This window comes from Mesorhizobium amorphae (assembly GCF_014843845.1).
Classification (GTDB): domain Bacteria; phylum Pseudomonadota; class Alphaproteobacteria; order Rhizobiales; family Rhizobiaceae; genus Mesorhizobium; species Mesorhizobium amorphae_A.
In genome coordinates, this window is sequence record NZ_JHQS01000060.1 from 127,379 (window position 1) to 150,036 (window position 22,658).

17 protein-coding genes are annotated in these 22,658 nt (G+C 64.0%); 7 read left to right on the top strand and 10 right to left on the bottom strand.

All coding sequences use genetic code 11. From position 1 onward, the window contains the following. Nucleotides 1–133 precede the first annotated feature (133 nt). Together DH08_RS25720 and DH08_RS25725 are read left to right on the top strand one after the other, a co-directional pair. Nucleotides 134–4,933 (top strand): NAD-glutamate dehydrogenase, encoded by a 4,800-nt coding sequence (locus DH08_RS25720; protein WP_192181952.1) that lies wholly within the window; start codon nt 134–136, stop codon nt 4,931–4,933. An 85-nt stretch (nt 4,934–5,018) separates the two neighbouring features. Then, entirely contained in the window at nt 5,019–6,395 is a 1,377-nt protein-coding gene (locus tag DH08_RS25725; protein WP_192181953.1) for an MFS transporter, read from the top strand. A 43-nt stretch (nt 6,396–6,438) separates the two neighbouring features. On the opposite strand, the gene purH is transcribed toward DH08_RS25725, so the two are convergent. From purH to htpX, 6 genes are all read right to left on the bottom strand, one after another. Beyond that, the gene (gene purH / locus DH08_RS25730; RefSeq protein WP_192181954.1) at nt 6,439–8,055 is read right to left on the bottom strand and encodes a bifunctional phosphoribosylaminoimidazolecarboxamide formyltransferase/IMP cyclohydrolase; all 1,617 of its coding nucleotides are present in this window, start codon (nt 8,053–8,055) and stop codon (nt 6,439–6,441) included. A gap of 192 nt (nt 8,056–8,247) precedes the next feature. Then, on the bottom strand, nt 8,248–8,883 hold the full coding sequence (locus DH08_RS25735) for a hypothetical protein (protein WP_192181955.1): 636 nt from the start codon (nt 8,881–8,883) through the stop codon (nt 8,248–8,250). Nucleotides 8,884–8,931: 48 nt separating this feature from the next. After that, nucleotides 8,932–9,315, bottom strand: coding sequence for a restriction endonuclease (locus DH08_RS25740; protein WP_192181956.1), 384 nt, complete (start codon nt 9,313–9,315; stop codon nt 8,932–8,934). Beyond that, entirely contained in the window at nt 9,312–11,030 is a 1,719-nt protein-coding gene (locus DH08_RS25745; protein WP_192181957.1) for a heparinase II/III family protein, read from the bottom strand. Before DH08_RS25745 ends, DH08_RS25740 begins: the two co-directional genes overlap by 4 nt. 146 nt (nt 11,031–11,176) lie before the next feature. Beyond that, on the bottom strand, nt 11,177–12,565 hold the full coding sequence (locus DH08_RS25750; protein ID WP_192181958.1) for a transcription antitermination factor NusB: 1,389 nt from the start codon (nt 12,563–12,565) through the stop codon (nt 11,177–11,179). Next, entirely contained in the window at nt 12,556–13,569 is a 1,014-nt protein-coding gene (gene htpX, locus DH08_RS25755; RefSeq protein WP_192181959.1) for a zinc metalloprotease HtpX, read from the bottom strand. The genes DH08_RS25750 and htpX overlap by 10 nt, the downstream gene beginning before the upstream one ends. 102 nt (nt 13,570–13,671) lie before the next feature. On the opposite strand from htpX, the gene DH08_RS25760 reads away from it, so the two are divergent. Next, a complete protein-coding gene (locus DH08_RS25760) occupies nt 13,672–13,893 on the top strand; it encodes a DUF1674 domain-containing protein (protein ID WP_192181960.1) in 222 nt (73 codons plus the stop codon). A 149-nt stretch (nt 13,894–14,042) separates the two neighbouring features. Here DH08_RS25760 and DH08_RS25765 read toward each other — a convergent pair whose 3' ends face one another. Next, a complete protein-coding gene (locus DH08_RS25765) occupies nt 14,043–14,708 on the bottom strand; it encodes an HAD-IA family hydrolase (RefSeq protein WP_192181961.1) in 666 nt (221 codons plus the stop codon). Between the two features lie 170 nt (nt 14,709–14,878). Here DH08_RS25765 and DH08_RS25770 point away from each other — a divergent pair, with 170 nt between their 5' ends. Together DH08_RS25770 and DH08_RS25775 are read left to right on the top strand one after the other, a co-directional pair. Beyond that, complete coding sequence (locus tag DH08_RS25770; protein ID WP_192181962.1) at nt 14,879–15,748, top strand: transglutaminase-like domain-containing protein; 870 nt, start codon at nt 14,879–14,881, stop codon at nt 15,746–15,748. A 290-nt stretch (nt 15,749–16,038) separates the two neighbouring features. Beyond that, nucleotides 16,039–17,400 carry a pilus assembly protein gene (locus DH08_RS25775; protein WP_192181963.1) on the top strand — a complete coding sequence of 454 codons (1,362 nt, stop codon included), beginning with the start codon at nt 16,039–16,041 and terminating at the stop codon, nt 17,398–17,400. 304 nt (nt 17,401–17,704) lie between these two features. Here DH08_RS25775 and DH08_RS25780 read toward each other — a convergent pair whose 3' ends face one another. Both DH08_RS25780 and acs read right to left on the bottom strand, forming a co-directional pair. Further along, complete coding sequence (locus DH08_RS25780; protein WP_192182085.1) at nt 17,705–18,454, bottom strand: MOSC domain-containing protein; 750 nt, start codon at nt 18,452–18,454, stop codon at nt 17,705–17,707. Next, on the bottom strand, nt 18,454–20,409 hold the full coding sequence (acs, locus tag DH08_RS25785; RefSeq protein WP_192181964.1) for an acetate--CoA ligase: 1,956 nt from the start codon (nt 20,407–20,409) through the stop codon (nt 18,454–18,456). The genes DH08_RS25780 and acs overlap by 1 nt, the downstream gene beginning before the upstream one ends. 303 nt (nt 20,410–20,712) lie before the next feature. Between acs and DH08_RS25790 the strand changes: the two genes are divergently transcribed. Together DH08_RS25790 and DH08_RS37515 are read left to right on the top strand one after the other, a co-directional pair. Continuing rightward, nucleotides 20,713–20,985 (top strand): usg protein, encoded by a 273-nt coding sequence (locus DH08_RS25790; protein ID WP_192181965.1) that lies wholly within the window; start codon nt 20,713–20,715, stop codon nt 20,983–20,985. A 162-nt stretch (nt 20,986–21,147) separates the two neighbouring features. Then, entirely contained in the window at nt 21,148–21,654 is a 507-nt protein-coding gene (locus tag DH08_RS37515; protein WP_428339213.1) for a GNAT family N-acetyltransferase, read from the top strand. Here the strand turns inward: DH08_RS37515 and DH08_RS25795 are convergent. After that, on the bottom strand, nt 21,581–22,615 hold the full coding sequence (locus DH08_RS25795; RefSeq protein ID WP_192181966.1) for an aldo/keto reductase: 1,035 nt from the start codon (nt 22,613–22,615) through the stop codon (nt 21,581–21,583). The two genes, DH08_RS37515 and DH08_RS25795, sit on opposite strands and share 74 nt — an antisense overlap. Nucleotides 22,616–22,658 lie beyond the last annotated feature (43 nt).

The following is a 22,658-nucleotide window of genomic DNA, read 5'->3' on the forward strand; positions in this document are numbered from 1 at the left end:
ATTCCTCCTCATGCATTCGACGGTCAGTTTCGGCCCTGCGATATTTCTTCGCAAGCCGTCAAACCTTTGTCGCCAAATACCGGTCATCTGCTACCATAGTCGCAAAAGCATATGACGGGAGGGATTTGACACCATGGCCAGCCTCAAAACAGCAAGCCAGTCGAAAAAGGCGAGTCCGGCCAAGAAGGATGCGGCAAGGGGGGGCGAAAAAACCGGCAAGCTTGCCGATTACCTGCTTGCCCGGGCACCGGCCGAAGACGTCGCCGCCTATGATGCCGCCGACCTCGAACGCGCCGCCGATCTGGCCGGACGCGCCGTCGCCAGACACAGGAAGGGCGACTGCGTCGTCGCCATAGACGTCGAGTCCGGGGTCGTGCGCCAGGGCCGGCCGCTGACGGTCATCACCGTCGTCAACGACAACATGCCGTTCCTTTTCGATTCGATCCTCGGCGAGATCACCGAGGGTGCCGGCGAGCCGCTGCTGGTCACCCATCCGGTCGTCGTCGTCAGGCACGGCAAGAGCGGCGTCGATGAAATCCTCGGCGATGGCGGCTTTGCCAAGGGCGATCTCAGCCACGACCGGCTGAGCGTCGTCCATGTCCATATCGGTCGCATGTCTGCTGACCAGGCCGAGGCTTTGGCCGGACGGCTGAGGAAGCTGCTTGGCCAGGTGCGCGCCGCAGTCACCGACTGGAAGCCGATGCTGGCCCGCCTCGACCAGGCAATCTCGGAGTTCCGCTACGCGCCGGTGCCGCTCGACAAGGCGCATGTCACCGAGGCGATCGCCTTCCTCGAATGGCTGCGCGACGACAATTTCACCTTCCTCGGCATGCGCGAATTCAAATATACCGGTGGCGAGAAGAGCGGCACGCTGGAGCGCGCCGAGAAGCCCGGCCTCGGCATCCTGTCCGATCCGGACGTGCTGGTTTTGAGGCGCGGCACCGAAGCGGTGACGACGACGCCCGAGATCCGCGCCTTCCTGCATGGACCGGAGCCGCTGATCGTCACCAAGGCCAATGCCAAGTCTTCGGTGCATCGCCGTATCTATCTCGATTACATCGGCGTCAAGACCTACACAGCCAAGGGTACGCTTTCGGGCGAACTGCGCATCGTCGGCCTGTTCACTTCGACCGCCTACACGCGCTCGGTGATGAAGATCCCCTATCTCAGGTCGAAGGCCGAGACCGTCATTACCAAATCCGGCTTCAATCCCGGCGATCACTCCGGCAAGGCGCTGATCAACGTGCTGGAAAGCTATCCGCGCGACGAGTTGTTCCAGGTGCCGATTCCGATCCTCAGGAAGCACGCCGAGGCGATCCTCGGACTGATCGAACGGCCGCGCGTCAGGGCGCTGGTGCGCGCCGACCAGTTCGACCGTTTCGTCTCGATCCTCGTCTTCGTGCCGCGCGACCGCTACGACAGCGTCGTGCGCGAGAAGGTCGGCACGTACCTCAAGACGGTGTTCGAAGGCCGGCTGTCGGCCTATTACCCGGCCTTCCCGGAAGGCGGGCTGGCGCGCGTGCATTTCATCATCGGCCGCTCCGGCGGCAAGACGCCGAAGGTCGAGCAGGCGACGATCGAAGCGGCAATCCGCGACATCGTGCGCACCTGGGACGACGCGCTGCGTGAAACCGCGGCCGAGACCGGCACGGAAGCGGCGCTCACCGCGATCGCCGCGCGCTTTTCGGAAAGCTATCGCGATAGTTTCCCGGCAGCGGTGGCGCTGGCCGATGCCGGGCGGATCGCCAGGATCAGTGCCGCCAATCCGATCGCTATCGACTATTACCGGCATGCCGACCAGCAGCCGCACCAGGCGGCGCTGAAGATCTATCACCATGGCAGCCCCGTGGCGCTGTCGAGGCGGGTGCCGGTGCTGGAAAACATCGGCTTCCGCGTCATCAGCGAGCGCACCTTCGAGGTCGGTGAGGAAGCGACCGACAAGGTCTTCATCCACGACATGGAGCTCGAGAACAGCTACGGCAAGCCGATCGACCTCGGCGACGGCGGCGGGCTGTTCGAGGACGCCTTCCTGTCGGTCTGGCGCGGCGACATCGACAATGACGGTTATAACGGCCTGGCGCAGACCGCCGGCCTGTGGTCGGGCGAAGTCACCATCCTGCGCGCCTATGGCCGCTATCTGCAGCAGGCCGGCATCCCGCAGAGCCAGGATTTCATCGCCGCAGCGCTCAACCGCTATCCGGATATTGCGCGCGGCCTGCATGCGCTGTTCGTCGCCCGCCTCGGGCCGACGGCCGAGACGGAAGGCGTGGTGGCGGCCAAGCACCTCAAGGCCAAGATCAGGGATGCGCTGGAGGAGGTGCCCAACATCGATGACGACACCATCATCCGCCGCTACCTCAACCTGATCGAAGCTTCGCTGCGCACCAATCATTTCGTTGCCGATACGAAAGCAAAAGGCCAGTCGCTGGCGATCAAGCTCGACTCGCAGGTGGTCGACGGGCTGCCGGCGCCACGGCCGTGGCGGGAGATCTTCGTCTATGGCTCGGAGGTCGAAGGCGTGCATCTGCGCTTCGGCCCTGTCGCGCGCGGCGGCCTGCGCTGGTCGGACCGCGCCCAGGACTACCGCACCGAGGTGCTCGGCCTGGTCAAGGCGCAGCAGGTCAAGAATGCCGTCATCGTGCCGGTCGGCGCCAAGGGCGGCTTCTATCCGAAGAAGCTGCCGACGAGCGCCGGCCGCGACGCCATCTTCGAAGCCGGAACCTCGGCCTACAAGAACTACGTCTCCAGCCTGCTGTCGATCACCGACAACATCGGCATCGACGAGGTCATTCCGCCGGCCGGCGTGATCCGGCGTGACCAGGACGATCCCTATTTCGTCGTCGCCGCCGACAAGGGCACGGCGACCTTCTCCGACACCGCCAATGCCATCTCGGAGAAGCACGGCTTCTGGCTCGACGATGCCTTCGCCAGCGGCGGTTCGGCCGGCTACGACCACAAGAAGATGGGCATCACCGCCAAGGGCGGCTGGGAAGCGGTGAAGCGGCATTTCCGCGAGATGAACCGCGACATCCAGACCGCGCCCTTCACCGTCGTCGGCGTCGGCGACATGTCGGGCGATGTGTTCGGCAACGGCATGCTGCTGTCGCCGCAGACGCGGCTGATCGCCGCCTTCGACCATCGCGACATCTTCATCGATCCCGATCCGGACATGGCGGCCTCGATGGCCGAGCGCCAGCGCATGTTCGCTTTGCCGCGCTCGAGCTGGCAGGACTACGACAAGACCAAGCTGTCGGAAGGCGGCGTCATCGTCTCGCGCAGCCAGAAGTCGATCACGCTGCCGGCGGCGGCTGCCGCGGCCATCGGCCTTGGCAAGACCACCGCGACGCCGGTCGAGATCATGAACGCCATTCTCAAGGCGCCGGTCGATCTTTTGTGGTTCGGCGGCATCGGCACCTATCTCAGGGCCTCCACCGAAACCAATGCCGATGTCGGCGACCGCGCCAATGACGCCATCCGCATCACCGCGCTCGACGTGCGCGCCAAGGTCATCGGCGAGGGCGCCAATCTTGGCGTGACGCAGCGGGCGCGCATCGAGTTCGGGCTTGCGGGCGGCCGCTGCAATTCCGACGCCATCGACAATTCGGCGGGCGTCAACTGCTCCGACGTCGAAGTCAACATCAAGATCGCGCTGGCTTCGGCCATGCGCAAGGGATCGCTGACCCGGCCGGCGCGCAACAAATTGCTGGCCGAGATGACCGATGAGGTCGGCTCACTGGTGCTGTCCAACAACTACCAGCAGACGCTGGCGCTTTCGATGGCGCGCAAGCGCGGGCTCGCCGATATCGCGCATCAGAGCCGCTTCATGTCGGCGCTCGAAGCACGCGGTCTGCTCGATCGCGCCGTCGAGACGCTGCCGTCGCCGGCGGCGCTTGCCGAGCGCGAGGCGCGCGGCGAGCCGCTGACAAGGGCCGAGCTCGGCGTGCTGCTCGCCTATGCCAAGATCGTGCTGTTCTCCGACATCGTCGCCAGCGACGTGCCGGACGATGTGCATTTCGACCGCGACCTGATGGGCTATTTCCCGGACCGGATGGCGAAGAAATACGCCGCCGAGATCCACGGCCACCGGCTGCGCCGCGAGATCATCACCCGCGTCCTGGCCAACGACCTGGTCAATCGCGGCGGACCTTCCTTCGTCAACCGGCTGCAGGAAGCCACCGGCCGAACCGCCGCCGACGTGGTGCGCACCTTCGCCGTGGTGCGGGACGGTTTTGCCCTGCCGGCGCTCTATCGCGAGATCGACGCGCTCGACAACCAGATCGACGGCCAGGTGCAGCTCGATCTCTATCAGGCGATTAGCCGGCTTATCTTCGTGACAAGCGGCTGGTATCTTAAGAACGATGCCGGCACGGCCGCGCTCGGCCAGCGGATTGCCGAGCTGCAGGAGGCGCGCAAGGCACTGGAGCCAAAACTCGCCTCGCTGCTGCCCGCCTTCTCGCGCGAGCGGATCGAGGCGCGGCGGCATGGTCTGTTCAAGGCCGGCGCGCCGGAGAAGCTCGCCGCGCAGCTGGCGCTGACCGATGTGGCGGAACTGATCCCCGACATCGCGCTGACGGCCAGGACGGCCAATGCCGATATCGTCGCCGCCGCCAAGGCCTTCTTCGCCGTCAGCGACGCCTTCCGCATTCCGCGAGTCGAAGATGCGGCGCGCTCGATCACGCCCTCCGACTACTACGACCAGCTCGCTCTGTCGCGCGCGACCGACACGATCGGCGCGGCCAGGCGCGGCATAGCGGTGGCGGCGCTCACCGGCCATGCCAAGGCGGCCGACCCGGTGGCGGCCTGGCTGGAGGCCGGTGGCGAGCGGGTCGGGCGCATCCGCGAGCGGCTGCAGGCGCTGACCGAGGGCGGCGACATCACCGTGTCGCGGCTGTCGGTGGCGTCAGGGCTGATGAGCGATCTGACGGGGATGTGAGCCAGATCGGGCGAGATTGCTGGCAGGAACTACGCTATAGAGCTACACGGCGCCCTGCTTCGGGCGCCGTTCTGCGGGAGGGGACATGACCGAGGTGGCAGTGCAGCGGGCATCGGGACGCGGCATCTGGGGATGGATGCTGTTCGACTGGGCGGCGCAGCCGTTCTTCACGGTTGTCACCACCTTCATCTTCGGGCCCTACTTCGTCTCACGCATGGCCAGCGATCCGGAGACGGGCCAGGCGGCCTGGGGTTACGGCATAGCAGCGGCGGGCCTGGCTATCGCCGTGCTGTCGCCGATCCTCGGCTCGATCGCCGACCAGACCGGACCGCGCAAGCCGTGGATCGCGTTCTTCGCTGCGATCAAGATCACCAGTCTGACCCTGCTTTGGTTCGCCGCGCCCGGTTCGAACCTATTCCTGATCGTGGCGCTGTTCTCGATCGCCTCCGTCGCGGCGGAGTTCTCGACGGTGTTCAACGATTCCATGATGCCGCGCCTGGTGCCGAAGAGCGAGATCGGCCGCATCTCGAACATGGCCTGGGGCCTTGGCTATCTCGGCGGCATGATCGCGTTGATCTTCGTCGTCGCCTGCATGGCCGGTTCGCCGGAGACCGGCAAAACCATCGTCGGCCTCGATCCCATCTTCGGGCTCGATCCAAAGCTCGGCGAGGATGCGCGGGCCACCGGACCGCTCTCGGCCGGCTGGTACTTCCTGTTCATCCTGCCGATGTTCTTCTTCACGCCGGACGCCATCAGGGGCATTGCGATCGGGCCGGCAGTGCGCGGGGGTCTGTCGGAACTGAAGTCGACGCTCGCCGAAGTGCGCCAGCGCAGCGGCATCTTCCGGTTCCTCATTGCCCGCATGATCTATCAGGACGGCGTCAACGCGCTGCTGGCACTGGGCGGCACGTTTGCGGCGGCAATGTTCCATTGGTCGATCACCGAGATCGGCATGTTCGGCATCATCCTCAATGTCGTCGCCATCGTCGGTTGCCTGGTTGCCGCCCGTCTCGATACGGCGCTTGGCTCCAAGACGATCGTGCTTATCTCGCTCGTCCTGCTCAGCATCGCCACCATCGGCATCGTCTCGACCGGCCCGGGCTATACGCTGTTCGGCGCCTGGATGATGCCCGAAACCGATAGCGGCGGATTGTTCGGCACGCCGGCTGAAAAGGCCTATATCTTCTACGGCCTGCTGATCGGGCTTGCCTTCGGTCCGGTGCAGGCCTCATCGCGCTCCTATATGGCGCGTAGCGTCACCGCCGCCGAATCGGGCCGCTATTTCGGCATCTATGCGCTGGCCGGTCGAGCGACCAGTTTCGCCGCACCCTTCATGGTGGCAACCATCACCTTGGCCAGTGGCTCATCGCGGCTCGGCATGGCGGCCATCGTGCTGTTCCTGGCCGCTGGCATGGCGATATTGATCAGGACGCCATATCCGGCCGACCAGCCAGTGGAGTGAGCCCTTTTTCTTCTCTCCCGCAAGGGGAAAGAAAGAGCGCGCCTCAATGCCGGAAATGCCTCACACCCGTAAACACCATGGCGATGCCATGTTCGTCGGCGGCGGCGATGACGTCGTCGTCGCGCATCGAGCCGCCCGGCTGGATGACGGCGGCGGCGCCGGCTTCGATCGCCGATAACAGTCCGTCGGCGAAGGGGAAGAAGGCATCGGAGGCGACGACCGAGCCCTTGGTCAGCGGTTCCGCCAGCCCGGCCGCCTCGGCGGCGTCGAGCGCCTTGCGGGCGGCGATGCGCGAGGAATCGACGCGGCTCATCTGGCCGGCGCCGATGCCGACGGTGGCGCCGTCCCTGGCGTAGACGATGGCGTTCGACTTGACATGCTTGGCGACGCGGAAGGCGAATTTGAGATCGGCCATCTCGGCCGGCGTCGGCGCGCGCTTGGTTACCACCTTCAGTTCGAGGTCGTCGACCACCGCATTGTCGCGGCCCTGGACGAGCAGTCCGCCGGCGACGGATTTGACCGTCGTGCCGGCGGCGCGAGGATCAGGCAGGCCGCCCGCGACCAGCAGGCGCAGGTTCTTCTTGGCGGCGACGATGCGAACCGCTTCCTCGGAGGCGTTGGGCGCGATGATCACCTCAGTGAAAGTCTTTACGATCTCCTCGGCCGCTTCGGCGTCGAGGATGCGGTTCATGGCGACGATGCCGCCATAGGCAGAGACCGGGTCGCAGGCCAGCGCCTTGGCATAGGCCGCCTTCAGCGAAGCCCCCTCGGCGACGCCGCAGGGGTTGGCATGCTTGATGATGGCGACCGCGGCCGAGCGGGCCGGGTCGAACTCGCCGGCCAGTTCGTAGGCGGCGTCGGTGTCGTTGATGTTGTTGTAGGAGAGCTGCTTGCCCTGCAACTGGCGGGCGGTGGCGACGCCCGGCCGCTTGTCGCCGTTGACGTAGAAGCCGGCGCCCTGGTGCGGGTTCTCGCCATAGCGCATCACCTCGACCAGCCGGCCGCCGAAGGCGCGCCATGTCGGATGTTCGATCTCCAGCGCCTCGGCGAACCAGCCGGAAATCGCCGCATCGTAGCTGGCGGTACGGGCGAAGGCCTTGGCCGCCAGCTTCTTGCGGAAATCCAGTGACAGCGAACCGATATTCATCTCCAGCGCGTTGAGCACCGAGGCATAGTCGCCGGGGTCGGTGACGATGGCGACATACGCGTGGTTCTTGGCCGAGGCGCGGATCATCGCCGGGCCACCAATGTCGATGTTCTCGACGATCGAAGCATAGCCGGCGCCGGAGCGGCGGACCTCCTCGAACGGATAGAGGTTGGAGACGACGAGGTCGATCGGCTCGATGCCGTGGGTCCGCATCGCGCTGGCATGCTCGGCGTCGTCGCGTATGCCGAGCAGGGCGCCATGCACAGACGGGTGCAGCGTCTTGACGCGGCCGTCCATGATCTCGGGAAAGCCGGTCAGCTCGGAGACGTCGCGCACGGCCATGCCGGCTTCGGCGATCGCCTTCGCGGTGCCGCCGGTGGAGACCAGCTCGACTCCGGCCGCGGCGAGCGCCTTGGCGAAATCGACGAGGCCGGTCTTGTCGAAGACGGACAGCAGCGCGCGGCGGATCGGGACGAGGTCGGGCGCTGGAATGTTTTTGCTGGCGACGGCCATGGGCTGGCGGCCTTTCACGGCTGGATTGGGAAGCGTGACCGGGCCGTAGCATATGAGGCCCGGAAATCAAGCGCGCAGCTGCGGTCTGCCTTGCGTGGTTGAATGCTGAGCATTGCAATTTGATAGTAGGGCAGCCTCGCACCTCCCTCGGCGTGATCTCCGTTCCATCTCCAATTGACTCATCGCGACCACTCAGCTCTTCAACCGGTGCAGTCGCTGTTCCAATCGTTTGATGATTTTCTTGTCTGTTAGGGGAATATAAAATATTGAATGTTCGATCTTTTGGACGAATTCCCCCTGAATGAGTTGGCCGTTTTGGAAACTTTCCACCAGATACATCGTCACGGCATCGCCGGCTATCGCATCAACATAAAAATAGCGAAGGGAGTGATAGACGAAGTAGAATTTCCCAACCTCCACACGTTTGCCGCCTAATGGGAGACCGAATAAGTCGGTCACGAATTTCTGCCCTGTGAGAATATTTTCGTAAGATACCTGTCCGGAGACCGCCGAAATATCCACCCGCGCATCGGAATCGATAACACGCGCACGGGTGCGGATCACTTCAATGTCGACAGCAGCGACAATGCCCGGCAAGATGAAGTATTTATCTGGCGGAGTTATTTGTCGACGCACGTCGATACGCCGAGTGAATAAGGGGTTGTCCATAGATGGCTGGGATCCGAAGGATTCCACAAGGCGGGCCAGATTGTCACCTCCCTCGACAATTGTACGCTCAAGATAATACGTCATCTGGGATGGCTCACTTGGCAAATCTATTTTCGAACCATCCTGGTACTCTAAAGTCACTCGCGTGACGCGGTGCACGTCAGTTTCGCCTAGCTGCTCAATTTTTGGCTGAACGGTAAATGGCGGCTACCCATCACCAGCCAATACGGTTATGGGTGGTAACCTCAGATGCTCGTTTTCAAAACTAAGCTTGAAAAGCTCGATACCATGGCGCCGAGCTACCTCGATTGCACCTCGTTGATATCCTGTTGTACTAACAAACACCGCTTTGTTGACCTTTGCATCAGACGCCTTGGTTACAAAGGCATCCATCAGCTCGACTGAAATGGGTCTCTTTTTATCTTTGACCTCAAATGCCATCAATATTTCATAAAGACCGACTCGAATGACTGCGAGGACGTCAAACTGTCTGCGTTCAATCTGGACGTTCCACTGAACCTCCGAGCCCTCCATCGTCAGGCGATTTATCGCTGCGGTGATAAGTTCGATATACTTGTCGTCGGAAATCATAATTGATAGCCGGTGGCGATCGTGCGTGTCAGCTGCCAGTGAACCTCCGATATCTCGGAGGCCTTGAAGGCCAGCACGATCTGGCGGCTGCGGCGCGGGCCGCCGAGGCCGGCGAAATAGATCGATTCCTCGACCTCCGGCACGACCTCCTTACAGGTGAAGACCCAGGTGTCGGTCTGATCGCCGGTCAGCACCAGCCGGTCATGCTCGTCCTGCAGCAGATCTACATCGGGATGGATGTGGAAGCGCACCGTGACAAAGTCGCGGCCGTTGTTGCGGATCGCAGCACCGCCGGGGCGCAGGAAGCGGTCCCTGCCGGTCAGTACATTGCCATTGTTCGCCAGCGTCAGCTCGCGCTCATGCAGGAAGCCGAAGCGCGCGGCATAGCCGTCGTGGCGGGCGATGAAGCCCTGGCTGCCCTTCTGGTCGGTGCGTTTGCAGGGCGCATGCTGCGGACCGCCGATCAGCGGCGAGCCCAGGAGATCGTTGACGCGCAGCGAATGGCTGAAACGCGCCGACGAGGTGTCGTTGATGGTGGCGGTCGAGTGCGCGGCCGTGGCGCGGGCCAGTGGCCGGAATTCGGCGGCGCCGTAGGTGTCGATGCCGGCATTGACGACATAGTGCTGGCGGCCGGAGGAGAGTTCGAAGGCGAGGCAGCCGGCATGCGCGGCGTTGGAAACATCGATGGGCGGCGGCAGGCCGGTGTCGGCGATGACGGTCACGCCGCCCATCGACAGGCGCTCATAACCCGAATGCGGCGCATGCAGCAGCGGCGCGCCGACAGTGTCGTCGTGGCGCAGGATGGTGGCGATGCGGTCGTGGATGGTAGCGCCCATGCCGTTGAAGCGGGCGAGGCTGCCGTCCTGGTGGCGAAAGAAACGCAGCGCCGGCAGCATGCGGTCGATGGCGCCCATCAGCGCCGGCGGCGGCGTCTCGGCCTGGTTGGCGTAGGTTTGGCGCAGCGGAAGGAGGTCGGCGAGAAGTTCGAGCACCGTCATCGGGTTGCGCGAAATATGGCCGCCATCCGGGAGGATCTGGCGCTCGAGCTCCTCCGCCAGGTTGCGGGTGGCGTTGCGCAGCGCCGATGCCGGCGCTGGCAGGGATAAAGCGGCGAAGGCGAGCGCGATACGGGCGCGCAGCCTGTCCTTGCCGTCGGGCATTTCGCGCGCCATCGACCGGAGATAACGGATCTGCATAGCGAGCGATTTCAGGAAGGCGCGATAGAAAGGAAATTCGGCACCTTGCAGCACCACTGACGAATGCTGCAGCCAGGCAATGACCCGCTTGGCCGTCGTGCCGGGTTCCCAGGCGATGCCCGAAATCTGGTTGCCGTGTATGGCGATCCAGTCGGAAACCAGCGCGCGGGCATTGGCGGCGGCAAGCTCGGTGCCGGCGGCGCGCATGTGGCGCAGCCAGCGAAAACCGTGCAGCGTCTTTTGCCAGCCGCGATTGGGCACGGCGATCTGGAACGGCGACTTGCCGCCGGTCTCGACCATATGGCCCGACAGCGGATAGCGGCCGTAATAGATCTCGAGCGCGATCTGCGGATCGGCGAGCCTCAGGTCCGGTGGTGCGATCAGGACGCGTTCGGGCGTACGGCCGGAATAGCGCCAGCGATAGATCGGCCCGGCACGCAGGCGCCGGCGCGTCTTGCGCCAGAACTCCCTCGCGACAAGCGTCCAAAGACGCGTCGTGCTGCCGGCAGCAAGTGCCAAATCCCCTCCTGGTCGTCCATACCCAAGGACAAGCTTATATGATTCAAGAACTTATGCGAAGGTGGATTTCGCCATGGTGAAGGAGTTCACGCTGCCGCGGCCTGATTCTCCTTAGAAAAGTCAGCAAATTTTAGTGAAAAACGACTTTAGCCGACCCGGCGCATGCGGGCGGCGAAGAAGCCGTCGAGACCGGAAATCCCAGGCGTTTCAAGCATCAGATCGGCGGGCGTGGTGCGCAGCGTGCCTTGCGGCGTCAGGAACGCATCGATGCCGGCAAACTCGCCAGGCCGAACGGGATCGTCGACGACATCAGCCGTGCCAGCAAGGAAGGCGCGGTAGAGATCCTCGCCTTCGATCGGGTCGAGCGAACAGTTGGAAAAGACGATCCGCCCGCCGGGTTTGACCAGGCTGACGGCGCGGGCGAGCAGCCTTGCCTGCAGCCCGGCGAGCTTTTCGACATCGGCCATGGTCTTGGTCCACGGCACGTCGGGATGCCGCCGCACCGTGCCGGTCGAGGAGCAGGGCGCGTCGAGCAGAATTGCGTCGAACAATTCCTCCGGTTGATAGTCGAGCAGGTCCGCCTGGACGATCTCGGCGGAGAGGCCGAGCCGCTCGAGATTCTGCGTCAGCCGCGCCAGCCGGCTTTTCGATGTGTCGACCGCGGTGACATTGGCGCCGGCAAGAATGAGCTGCGCGGTCTTGCCGCCGGGGGCGGCGCAAAGATCGGCGACACGAAGCCGTCCGACATCGCCGAACAGCCGGGCCGGCAGGCTGGCGGCAGCGTCCTGCACCCACCAGGCACCGTCGGCGAAGCCGGGCAGGTCGGGGACGGAGGCACTGAGTTTTTCCACGCGCACCGTGCCGGTCGGCAGCACTATGCCGCCGAACCGTTCGGCCCAAAGTGCCGGATCGGACTTGACGGTGAAATCGACCGGCGCCTCATGGCGATGGGCAGCCAGGATCTGCCCGGTCCTGTCGGCGCCATAGGCCGCCTTCAACCGATCGGAAAACCATTTTGGCGCTTCGTCGGTGGCGGCAAGAGCGGCGGCCAATTCGACCTCTTTCGAGCGCGCGAGCGTGCGCAGTACGCCGTTGACCAGGCCGGAAAAGCGCAGCGTGCGCGGGTCGGACTTGGCGTGGGTGACGGCAAGGTCGACGGCGGCGCTGTCGGGAATGTCGAGGAACAGGATCTGCGCCGCTGCCACATGCAGAATATGCGACAGCACGGTGGCATTGGCCGGCAGCGGCTTTTCCAGGCGCCGCGCCAGCAGGCCCGCAATCGTCATGCGATAGCGCAGTGCGGTGACCAGTATGGCGCGCACCAGCGCGCGGTCGCGCAGGTCGAGCGCCTTGTATTGCGGATGGCCATTCTCGTGATCGGTCAATCCGTCGAGCGGCGTGCGCGCATCGATGACGGCGGCGAGCAGGCGCGCCGCCGCCTTGCGCGCGGCAAGGCCGGCTACCGTCTCGCTGCCTGCGTTGTCTTCACGATCGCCTGGTGTCCGCTGCCGGCGTTTGGCGCCGCTCACGACCACGGACCTTTGGGTCCGGTCGGGTTGCGTCCCCACGGGTTGGACTTCGGCCGCGGCGGCTCAGCCGGCTGCTCCTGCTCAGCTTGCTTGCCCCACGGTCCCGCCGATGGCTGCTCGTCCGCCTGGCGTGGCGTCGGCGCCTGGCGCGGCGCTGCCTGCGACGCACCGCCGCGCGCCATCGCCTGCAGGGCGGCGATGCGGTTGTCGGTGTTTGGATGGGTGGAGAACAGATTGTCCATGCGCGCGCCGGAAAGCGGGTTGATGATGAAGAGATGGGCCATGGCCGGGTTGCGCTCGGCATCCGGGTTGGGGATGCGTTCGGCGCTGCGGGCGATCTTGTCAAGGGCCGAAGCCAGCCAAAGCGGGTTTCCAACGATCTCGGCACCGCGCCGGTCGGCCTCGTATTCGCGGGTGCGGCTCACTGCCATCTGCACGATCATGGCGGCGAAGGGCGCCACTAGCATGGCCACCAGCACGCCGACGAAGCCGAACGGGTTGTTGTTGTCGCGGCTGCCGCCGAAGAAGAAGGCGAAATTGCCGAGCATCGAGATGGCGCCGGCAAGCGTGGCGACGACGGTCATGGTCAGCGTGTCGCGGTGCTGCACATGGGCAAGCTCGTGCGCCATAACCGCCGCGACCTCCTCATGCGACAGCCTCTGCAACAGCCCGGTCGAGGCCGCCACCGCGGCATTCTCGGGATTGCGGCCGGTGGCGAAGGCATTGGGCTGCGGGTTGTCGATCAGATAGGTTTTCGGCATCGGCAGTCCGGCCCGTTGGGCGAGCGCCTGGACGATGGCGTAATATTCGGGCGCATTCTTCTCGTCGACTTCGACAGCGTGGTTCATCGACAGCACCATCTTGTCGGCGTTCCAATAGCTGAACAGATTGGTGCCGGCGGCGATCAGCAGCGCGATCATCATGCCGCCCGTGCCGCCGATCAGAAAGCCGACGCCCATGAACAAAGCCGTCATCGCGGCAAGAAGCATGGCGGTGCGAAGGGTGTTCATCGGCTGCTCCGTCCGTGGCGGCGAAAAGGGGTCGATCCAAGCGGGTTCATCGCTATATGATGGGAAACACCTGCCCCTGTTTCAATCCGTCGGGACTATCGCATGACCGACCAGACCATCAAAACCGACGCCGGCCCGGATCGCGATCTATCGCAAAAACCACTGACGCCGGCGGCCAGCCGCGCTCTGGCGGAAGCGCGGGCAAGGCGCGAGGCATATCGCGAAAAGGAAGCGGCGCTGCCGAAGGAAATCGGCGGCCGCGGCGGCAAGGAACCCGGCCGCTATGGCGACTGGGAGGTGAAGGGCCTGACCAGCGACTTTTAGGGGTGGGCTGATATTCAGCCGGCCTGCAAATGGCGGCTTCCTGCGCTTCCGGTGCTCACGTACTTCAAGTACGCTCCGCTCCGGTTCTCGGAATCCACCATTTTCGACTCGACCTGACCTGAATCTCAACCCACCCTTGAAATCTACCCTTAAGCCGCGGCCAGCTCCGGTGCGGGAGCGATCCAGCCGCGATCGTCGACGACGATGCCGAGCCGGTCGTAAGAGGCGATCGCCATATGTGGCGTCTGCAGCGGGTGGCCGTGCGTGGCGCTGATCACCATGACTGTGGCTTCGGCCGCCTCGGCCGCGGCAATGCCGGCCGGGGCGTCCTCGAAGACCAGGCAATCGCGCGCGTCGACGCCGAGCCGTTTGGCGGCCAGCCGGAAGCAATCGGGCGCCGGCTTGCCGCGGGTGACGTCCTCGGCAGCGACTATGACGGCTGGTATCGGGATGCCGGCTGCCTTCATGCGCAGCAGCGCCAGCTCGCGCGGCGCCGACGTGGCGATGGCCCAGCGTTCGGGCGGCAGCGACTTCAGAAAGGCGACAGCGCCGGCGATCGGCAGGATGCCATCGAGGTCGGCCGCCTCGGCCTGCAACAGCGCGTCAGCCTCGCTTACCGGGTCGACGCCTGGAAGATTGAGCCGGCCGATGGTCTCGATCGCCCGCACGCCATGGATTGTCGGCAGGAAGGCGGCGACGTCGAGGCCCTGGCGCTGCGCCCACTGCGTCCACACCCTTTCGGCGGCGGCAATGGAGTTGATTACCGTGCCGTCCATGTCGAACAGAAAGGCCGCGAATTTTCTGCCTGCAAACATCTGATATCCTGGGGGTCGTTTTCGGGAGGGGCAAAGCTGTGGCCGACCGTAGCCTCATGGCTGGGCCATGGGAAGGCGCAAGGTCGCATTTTGACCCGTCCAGGGGAACCATTGGCCTGCCTGCTGCGTTCAAAAAGCTGTCTTTCAAAGAGACCGAAGGGGGAACCGCGATGCTGATCAGGCTCGGCTACGAAATCGCTATTGAAAGTGTTGCAGCCACGCCGGTCATTTCGCTGCTCGACATCCACAAGGACAGGCAGGCCGACATCAAGCGGCAGACCCGCGTGCTGACGTCGCCCTCGGTGCCGACCAAGGTTTACTATGACCTTTTCGGCAATGCCTGCCGGCGCTTCACGGCGCCTGGCGGCGGCTTTCGCATCCTCTATGACGCAGTCATCGAGGACAGCGGCGAGGTAGACGAGGTCAACATGCTGGCCAGGGAAACACCGGTGGCGGAATTGCCGGACGAGGTGCTCGGCTATCTGCTGGGCAGCCGCTATTGCGAGACCGACCATCTCAGCGACCTCGCCTGGCAGCTGTTCGGCAACCTTCCGCCGGGCTGGGCGCGGGTGCAGGCGATCGTCGACTATGTCCACAACCGCCTGTCCTTTGGCTACGGCTATGCGCGCTCGACCCGCACGGCGGCGCAGGCGCATGAGGAGCGCGTCGGCGTCTGCCGCGACTTTGCCCATCTGGCGATCACGCTCTGCCGCTGCATGAACATCCCGGCCCGCTACGTGAACGGCTATCTCGGCGATATCGGCGTGCCGGTCGATCCGGCGCCGATGGATTTCTCGGCATGGATGGAAGTCTTCCTCGACGGCAAGTGGTACACGTTCGATCCGCGCCACAATCGCCCTCGAATCGGTCGTGTCGTCATCGCGCGCGGCCGCGATGCCACCGACGTGCCGCTGCTGCACAGTTTCGGCCCGCACCGGCTCAGCCTGTTCAAGGTCTGGACCTATGAGCAGGAGCGTAACCTGTTCAGTCCGCCCCATCATGGCGTCGACAGAACCGTCAGCGCCCAAATGCTGGCCTGACGACGCCGTCCGCGCCCGAGATCGACGGGTGATCCGCTTCGGGACAGTCGGTCTGTGCCGGACCGGGACCGAAAAGCGCCACGGGCGGGATCATGGTAAGCACTTCGTAAAGGAAGTTGCGGCTCGGGTTTTCTGTTTACCGGCCGTTCACCTTGCCCGACTTCGAAGCCGAGTGAAAACAATGGCTTGGCAGGAGATGGCGGCTTTTGCCGTCGCGGCAGCGCCATCCGGCCGGATTCCTGCAACTCCCCTCATGCGGTTTCGAGGCCGCGGCAGGTGGAGGCGGAAAGATGCGGCAGTTCAGGGGTTTTGTTCAGGCGTCCGGCGGCTTTGCCAGGGATCGTGGCGGAAACTTCGCCATCGTCTTCGGCTTTGCGGCGTCGGTGCTGGCGCTGGGCGTCGGCTTCGCAGTCAACGTCTCCCAACTCTACAACGCCAAATCGAGCCTGCAGGGCGTCGTCGACGCGGCGGTCACCTCGACGGCACGCGATCTCACCACCGGCGTCATCAAGGAAGCCGATGCGAACAAGTCCGTGCAGGCCTTTCTCGATGCCAACAGCGCGGCCGGCATCCTGCAGGCCGACCAGATCGTTCTCGACAAATTGACGGTCGACAAGACGGCCAAGACCGTCCGGGCGGACGTCCATGCCGACGTCACGTTCTATTTCCCGCTGTTCAGCATGGGCGACATGCAGCGCGTGGGCGTCTCCACCACGGCACTTTATTCGGACAAGACGATCGAGGTGGCAATGATGCTCGATGTGACCGGATCGATGGCCGGTCAAAAGATAAAGGACTTGAGGGCCGCCGCCGCAAATGCGGTCGACAGCTTCCTCGACAATCAGAACCAGGCCAACCCCAGGGTGCGGGTGTCGATCGTGCCCTACGCCAATTCGGTCAATGCCGGTTCGCTTGCGGAAAGCAGCGTCTATGTCGAAACCAAGGCCGGCCAACGCAAACAGGCTCCGGGCAATGACGACCCGAAATATGTCGCGGCCTCGTCACGCCCGGACAATTGCGCCACCGAGCGCAAGGGCACCTATCAATATTCGGACGCCGGTCCCGACGTCAGCATGGTCAATCGCGACTATTTCCTGTCGGACTTCGCAAAGAGCAGCCGCACGGCAGCTTGCCCGGCCGCTGCCCTGATGCCGCTGACGGCGGATGCCGATGCGCTGAAGAATGTCATCAAGACCTTTGCCGCCTCGGGCGGCACTGCCGGCCATATCGGCGTGCAATGGGCCTGGTACATGCTTTCCGAGAACTGGGGCAGCGTGATGATCGCTTCGCAGCGGCCGGCAAAGATGGACCCGAGAAAGGTCGCCAAGATCGCGATCCTGATGACCGACGGCGAGTTCAACCTGTCCTATTTCGACGCCAGCAGCGTCGGCGAGGTCTACAACGACGCCGGCAAGGAACCGACCCGCACCGCGGCAAAGACACTGTGCGCCGCCATGCGCGACCAGGGCATCGAAATCTTCACCATCGGCTTCGACCTCCAGGAGAAGAACGCCAAGGCGACGCTGCGGGATTGCGCGAGCGCCGACACCGGCAGGATCAAGCACTTCTATCAGGCGGCCAACGGGGCCGAGCTCAACGCAGCATTCCTTGAAATCGCACGCAACATCGAGACGCTGACGATCAAGCGCTGATCCGCCGACTTCGGGCAGGTCGTGGGAACGGAAAAGGCCGCCGCTTCTTTCGAAGCCGGCGGCCTTCCGTGTTTCCGTCCATGGCGCGGTCTCTGGCGGTGATGCTGTCGCATCACCTGCCGCGCTTCTCGCGCCTTAACGGGAAGACTGCTTCCCGAAAGTGCAATCCGCTGAGGCCACGTTCTGGAAAACGAAATCACTCGACATCGGATCACCTCCTTTCGATCTGTTGAACACACCCTCATGATGGGGTGCGTTGCAGCAAAAGACAAGACGCAGGTTTGAAAAAGCCAGAGGCGCCTTGTCAGACGAACCGCATCGGCGCGCCCACCTCGACCCGCCCCGGCCGGTCGACCGTGCAGTAGACGCCGAGATTGTGGGCGTTGTGGCGCACCAGGTTGCGCAGGATTCCGGGATCGTTGTCGAAACCGTCCTGGGCGATGATGGTGAAGCCGCAGCGGCGGCACGGCTCGGAGATCGTCAGCAGCAGGTCGCCGATCGCTAGCTTGCGGCCGATCCATTCCGTTTCGGGGAACGAGCCTTCGACCGGCTCCATGTCGACGACGATGTTGGGGCGGAAGCGGCGCGGGTCGGCGGCACCTTCCGGATGCAGTGCCTTCAGCCGCGCCAGCGAGGCGGTGGTCAGCAGATGGATGGGGTTCTTGACGTAGCGCTCCGCGGTCAGCGGGCCGGCATAGTCGGGCGCGGCGTTTTCGCGGCGGAACGGCCGGATCGAAGCTTCAAAGCCGAGAAAGGCGGAGATGGCGCGGTCGCTTTCGGCGCCGGGTGCAGCCAGCCAGTCGCCGTCGGGGAGGGCGATCTCCAGTTCGCGGTTGTTGGTCAGCCGGGTGCGGATCAACGGCACCTTGTGCCATTTCGCGTCGCGGTCGGGCCGTGCGATCTCATTGTCCGATCGATCGACGAGGCCGAACATGCGGTCTCCGTCGATGCTTTCGGGGCCGACCGGGATCGCATCCAGGCGCTCGCCGGCGAGCGAACTCGCCGGATAGCGCCAGAGTTGGGCAACCGCACCCAGGGCAGCCTTGTCCTGTATCATGCCTTCTTGTTCTGCCGGTTGGCGACAAGGTCGTCGACGACGGCCGGATCGGCCAGCGTCGAGGTGTCGCCGAGCGCGCCGAAATCGTCCTCGGCGATCTTGCGCAGGATGCGGCGCATGATCTTGCCGGAACGGGTCTTGGGCAGGCCCGGCGCGAACTGGATCTTGTCGGGCGTGGCGATGGCGCCGATCTCCTTGCGGACATGGTCGACCAGTTCCTTGCGCAGCGCCTCGCTCGATGCCTCGCCGGCCATCAGCGTGACATAGCAGTAGATGCCCTGGCCCTTGATGTCGTGCGGGTAGCCGACGACGGCGGCCTCGGAAACCTTGTCGTGACTGACCAAAGCCGATTCGACTTCCGCCGTGCCCATGCGGTGGCCGGAGACGTTGATGACGTCGTCGACGCGGCCGGTGATCCAGTAGTAGCCGTCTGCGTCGCGGCGGCAGCCGTCACCGGTGAAGTACTTGCCCCTGTAGGTGGAGAAATAGGTCTGCACGAAGCGCTCGTGATCGCCATAGACGGTGCGCATCTGGCCCGGCCAGGAATCGGTGATGCAGAGATTGCCGTCGGCCGCACCCTCGAGCACCTTGCCATCGTTGTCGACCAGCTGCGGCTTGACGCCGAAGAAGGGCCGCGTCGCCGAACCCGCCTTGAGGTTGGTGGCGCCGGGCAGCGGCGTGATCAGGATGCCGCCGGTCTCGGTCTGCCACCAGGTGTCGACGATCGGCACCTTGCCGTTGCCGACAACGTTGAAATACCACTCCCAGGCTTCCGGGTTGATCGGCTCGCCAACCGAGCCCAGCACGCGCAGCGACTTGCGCGAGGTCTTGGTGACGTGGCTGTCGCCGGCGCCCATCAGCGCGCGCAGCGCCGTCGGGGCGGTGTAGAAGATGTTGACCTTGTGCTTGTCGATGACTTCCCAGAAGCGCGACTGCGACGGGTAGTTGGGCACGCCCTCGAACATCAGCGTGGTCGCGCCGTTGGCGAGTGGCCCGTAGACGATGTAGCTGTGGCCGGTCACCCAGCCGACATCGGCGGTGCACCAGTAGATGTCGCCGTCATGGTAGTCGAAGACATATTGGTGGGTCATCGAGACATAGACGAGATAGCCGGCGGTGGTGTGCAGCACGCCCTTCGGCTTGCCGGTCGAGCCCGAGGTGTAGAGGATGAACAGTGGATCCTCGGCCTTCATCTTCTCCGGCTTGCAGTCGGCCTTGACCGTCGCCACCTCGTCATGGTGCCAGAGGTCGCGGCCCGCCACCCAGTTGATCTTGCCGCCGGTGCGGCGCACGACCAGCACCTTCTCGACCCTGGTGCCGGCCTTGGCGGCGATCTCGATCGCCTTGTCGGTATTTTCCTTCAGGGGCACATGCTTGCCGCCGCGCAGACCTTCGTCGGCGGTGATGACGAAGGTCGATTTGCAGTCGTCGATACGGCCGGCCAGCGCGTCGGGAGAGAAGCCGCCGAAGACCACCGAATGGATGGCGCCTAGCCGCGTGCAGGCGAGCATCGCATAGGCCGCTTCCGGGATCATCGGCATGTAGATGGTGACGCGGTCGCCCTTCTTGACGCCGTGCTTCTTCAGCACATTGGCGAAGCGGCAGACATGCGCGTAGAGCTCGTTGTAGGTGACCTTCCTGTCGTCATAGGGATTGTCGCCTTCCCAGATGATGGCGGTCTGGTCGCCGCGCTTCTTCAGGTGCCGGTCGATGCAGTTGTATGAGACGTTGGTCTCGCCGTCCTCGAACCATTTGATCGAGACCTTGCCGTCGAAGGAGGTGTTCTTGACCTTGCTGAAAGGCTTGAACCAGTCGATGCGCTTGCCGTGCTTGCCCCAGAACTTGTCCGGGTTCTTGACGCTGTCGGCATACCATTTGAGGTAGGTGTCGTTGTCGATCAGCGCGTTCTTCTTCCACGCCGGCTGGATGCGATGGACATGAACCTCGGACATTTTTACTTCCCTCCCGAAACCAACGCGCCGGCTTGGGCGCCGGCGCCATCGCGGCGAAGCGGCCGCGAATTCGCGCGCATTATTAACAGTTCCACGATGACGGCAATATTAGACGTTGGATTCGCGCGGCGGGATGCCGCAGGGGCATTGTCCGGCGCTGTCAGCACTCGACCATGGTCGCTGCTAACTGCATGTTTTCGCGCGGAAAACCCGGATACGATCAGGAAAAATCAATAGACAGTTAAATAACAAGGCGCACAATCTGATGTCGGGAGGAAAGGAGAATCGACCCAGGGGGCTGCAATGCATGACCATTCCGAAATGGACCTGATGCTCAAAGGCTATGGCTTGACCACGGCCAAGATTCTTTATCATTTTCCCGATCATCCGCATCTGCTGCAGAGCTACATCTGGCAGGACTACGACATCGCCCCGAAATTCCCGGTGCTGATCCGCTTCATCGAGTTCTGGAAGACCAAGCTCGACGGCCCGCTGCATTCGGTGACCTATACGCACCAGAAGCTGATCGCGCCGAATGAGTGGCGCAAGGTCGACGGCGAGTTCGTGCTGCACTAGGGTCAAAACCCGATGTTCGACCGATAAGTCCGGCGGTCCGTCGAACGCCGGCCGTTGGACAGACGGATGCTGAGCATGTCCTCCACCTTCATTGTCAGGCGCGCCATGCTGGAGGACGAGCCCGGGGCGAGTGAGATGCTGCGTGAGTCCTACCCCGGCTCGATGCGCACATCGTACGATCCGGCCGTTCTTGATGCTGCGCTGCCTTTGATCACCCGCGCAAACCCGGCGCTGCTTTCTGCCGGCACCTACTATCTCGCGGTAGACGACATCGACATTGCTGTTGGCGGCGGCGGTTGGTCGTGGGAACGGCCCGGAAGTTCTGAAGTGACACCCGGACTCGCGCATATCCGCCATTTCGCCACTCGTCCCGAATGGTTGGGCCGCGGGGTTGGGAGCGCGCTTTACGGCCGGTGCGAAGAAGATGCACGGTGGTCGGGCGCGCCGTTTCGAATGCCACGCAAGCCTCAACGCGGAGGGGTTCTATTCGGCGTTGGGCTTCAGGTCGATGGGGCGGATCGAAGTGCGCATCGGCCCTGGGCCGATGTTGCCCTGCATCCTGATGGAACGAGCCATTTGACAGCGAAGGGTACGGTCACACCGCCGGCAGGCTCAACCGGGCAAAACCTTCCTGACGGCGATAGGGGAAGTAGGGATAGGGCGCGGTGACTTCGCTTGCCGCGTCGAGTTTCTTGATCTGCTCTGGCGTCAGCGACCAGCCGACGGCGCCGAGGTTCTGGCGCAATTGCTCCTCGTTGCGGGCGCCGATGATGACCGATGAAACGGTCGGGCGTTGCAAGAGCCAGTTGATGGCGATCTGCGGCACGGTCTTGCCGGTTTCGGCAGCCACAGCGTCGAGCGCCTCGACCACCTTGAAAAGGTGTTCGTCCTCGACCGGCGGCCCAAAGCTCGCGGTATCGTGCAGCCGGCTCTTTTCCGGCAAGGGCTGGCCGCGGCGGATCTTGCCGGTCAGGCGGCCCCAGCCGAGCGGGCTCCACACCAGCGCGCCGACGCCCTGGTCGAGGCCGAGCGGCATCAGCTCCCATTCATAGTCGCGCCCGACCAACGAATAATAGACCTGATGGGCGACGTAGCGCGGGTAGCCGTGCCTGTCGGCGAGGCCGAGCGATTTCATCACCTGCCAGCCGGAGAAATTGGAGACGCCGACATAGCGCAATTTGCCGGTGCGCACGAGGTCGTCCAGCGTCGACAGCACCTCCTCGATCGGCGTGCCGGCATCGAAGGCATGCAGTTGCAACAGATCGATGTAGTCGGTGCCGAGACGCTTTAGCGCGCTCTCCACCGCCTTGATCAGCCGCGATCGCGAGGAACCGTAGTCGGCTGGCCCATCGCCCATCGGCAGCGAGGTTTTCGTCGAGATCAGCACGGCGTCGCGGCGGCCCTTGATGGCCTGCCCGAGCACCTCTTCGGAAGCGCCATTCGAATAGACGTCGGCGGTGTCGAAGAGATTGACGCCGGCCTCGAGGCAGATGTCGACCAGCCGCCGTGCTTCGCTGGCGTCGCTGTTACCCCAGGCGCCGAACAGCGGCCCCGAGCCGCCGAAGGTGCCGGCACCGAATGAAAGCACGGGGACCTTCAGGCCCGATGCGCCAAGATGTCGATAGTCCATTTTCTTGCTCCTTGTGAGGTCGAAGGGGTGTTGTTCGAGGATC

Coding starts and splice junctions, on each gene's coding strand:
- DH08_RS25765 (WP_192181961.1), bottom strand. CDS start 14,708: ATGTTTGCAGGCAGAAAATTCGCGGCCTTTCTGTTCGACATGGACGGC.
- DH08_RS25770 (WP_192181962.1), top strand. CDS start 14,879: ATGCTGATCAGGCTCGGCTACGAAATCGCTATTGAAAGTGTTGCAGCC.
- DH08_RS37515 (WP_428339213.1), top strand. CDS start 21,148: ATGCGCACATCGTACGATCCGGCCGTTCTTGATGCTGCGCTGCCTTTG.
- DH08_RS25760 (WP_192181960.1), top strand. CDS start 13,672: ATGACCGACCAGACCATCAAAACCGACGCCGGCCCGGATCGCGATCTA.
- purH (WP_192181954.1), bottom strand. CDS start 8,055: ATGGCCGTCGCCAGCAAAAACATTCCAGCGCCCGACCTCGTCCCGATC.
- DH08_RS25775 (WP_192181963.1), top strand. CDS start 16,039: ATGCGGCAGTTCAGGGGTTTTGTTCAGGCGTCCGGCGGCTTTGCCAGG.
- DH08_RS25740 (WP_192181956.1), bottom strand. CDS start 9,315: ATGATTTCCGACGACAAGTATATCGAACTTATCACCGCAGCGATAAAT.
- DH08_RS25725 (WP_192181953.1), top strand. CDS start 5,019: ATGACCGAGGTGGCAGTGCAGCGGGCATCGGGACGCGGCATCTGGGGA.
- DH08_RS25795 (WP_192181966.1), bottom strand. CDS start 22,615: ATGGACTATCGACATCTTGGCGCATCGGGCCTGAAGGTCCCCGTGCTT.
- DH08_RS25790 (WP_192181965.1), top strand. CDS start 20,713: ATGCATGACCATTCCGAAATGGACCTGATGCTCAAAGGCTATGGCTTG.
- DH08_RS25720 (WP_192181952.1), top strand. CDS start 134: ATGGCCAGCCTCAAAACAGCAAGCCAGTCGAAAAAGGCGAGTCCGGCC.
- htpX (WP_192181959.1), bottom strand. CDS start 13,569: ATGAACACCCTTCGCACCGCCATGCTTCTTGCCGCGATGACGGCTTTG.
- acs (WP_192181964.1), bottom strand. CDS start 20,409: ATGTCCGAGGTTCATGTCCATCGCATCCAGCCGGCGTGGAAGAAGAAC.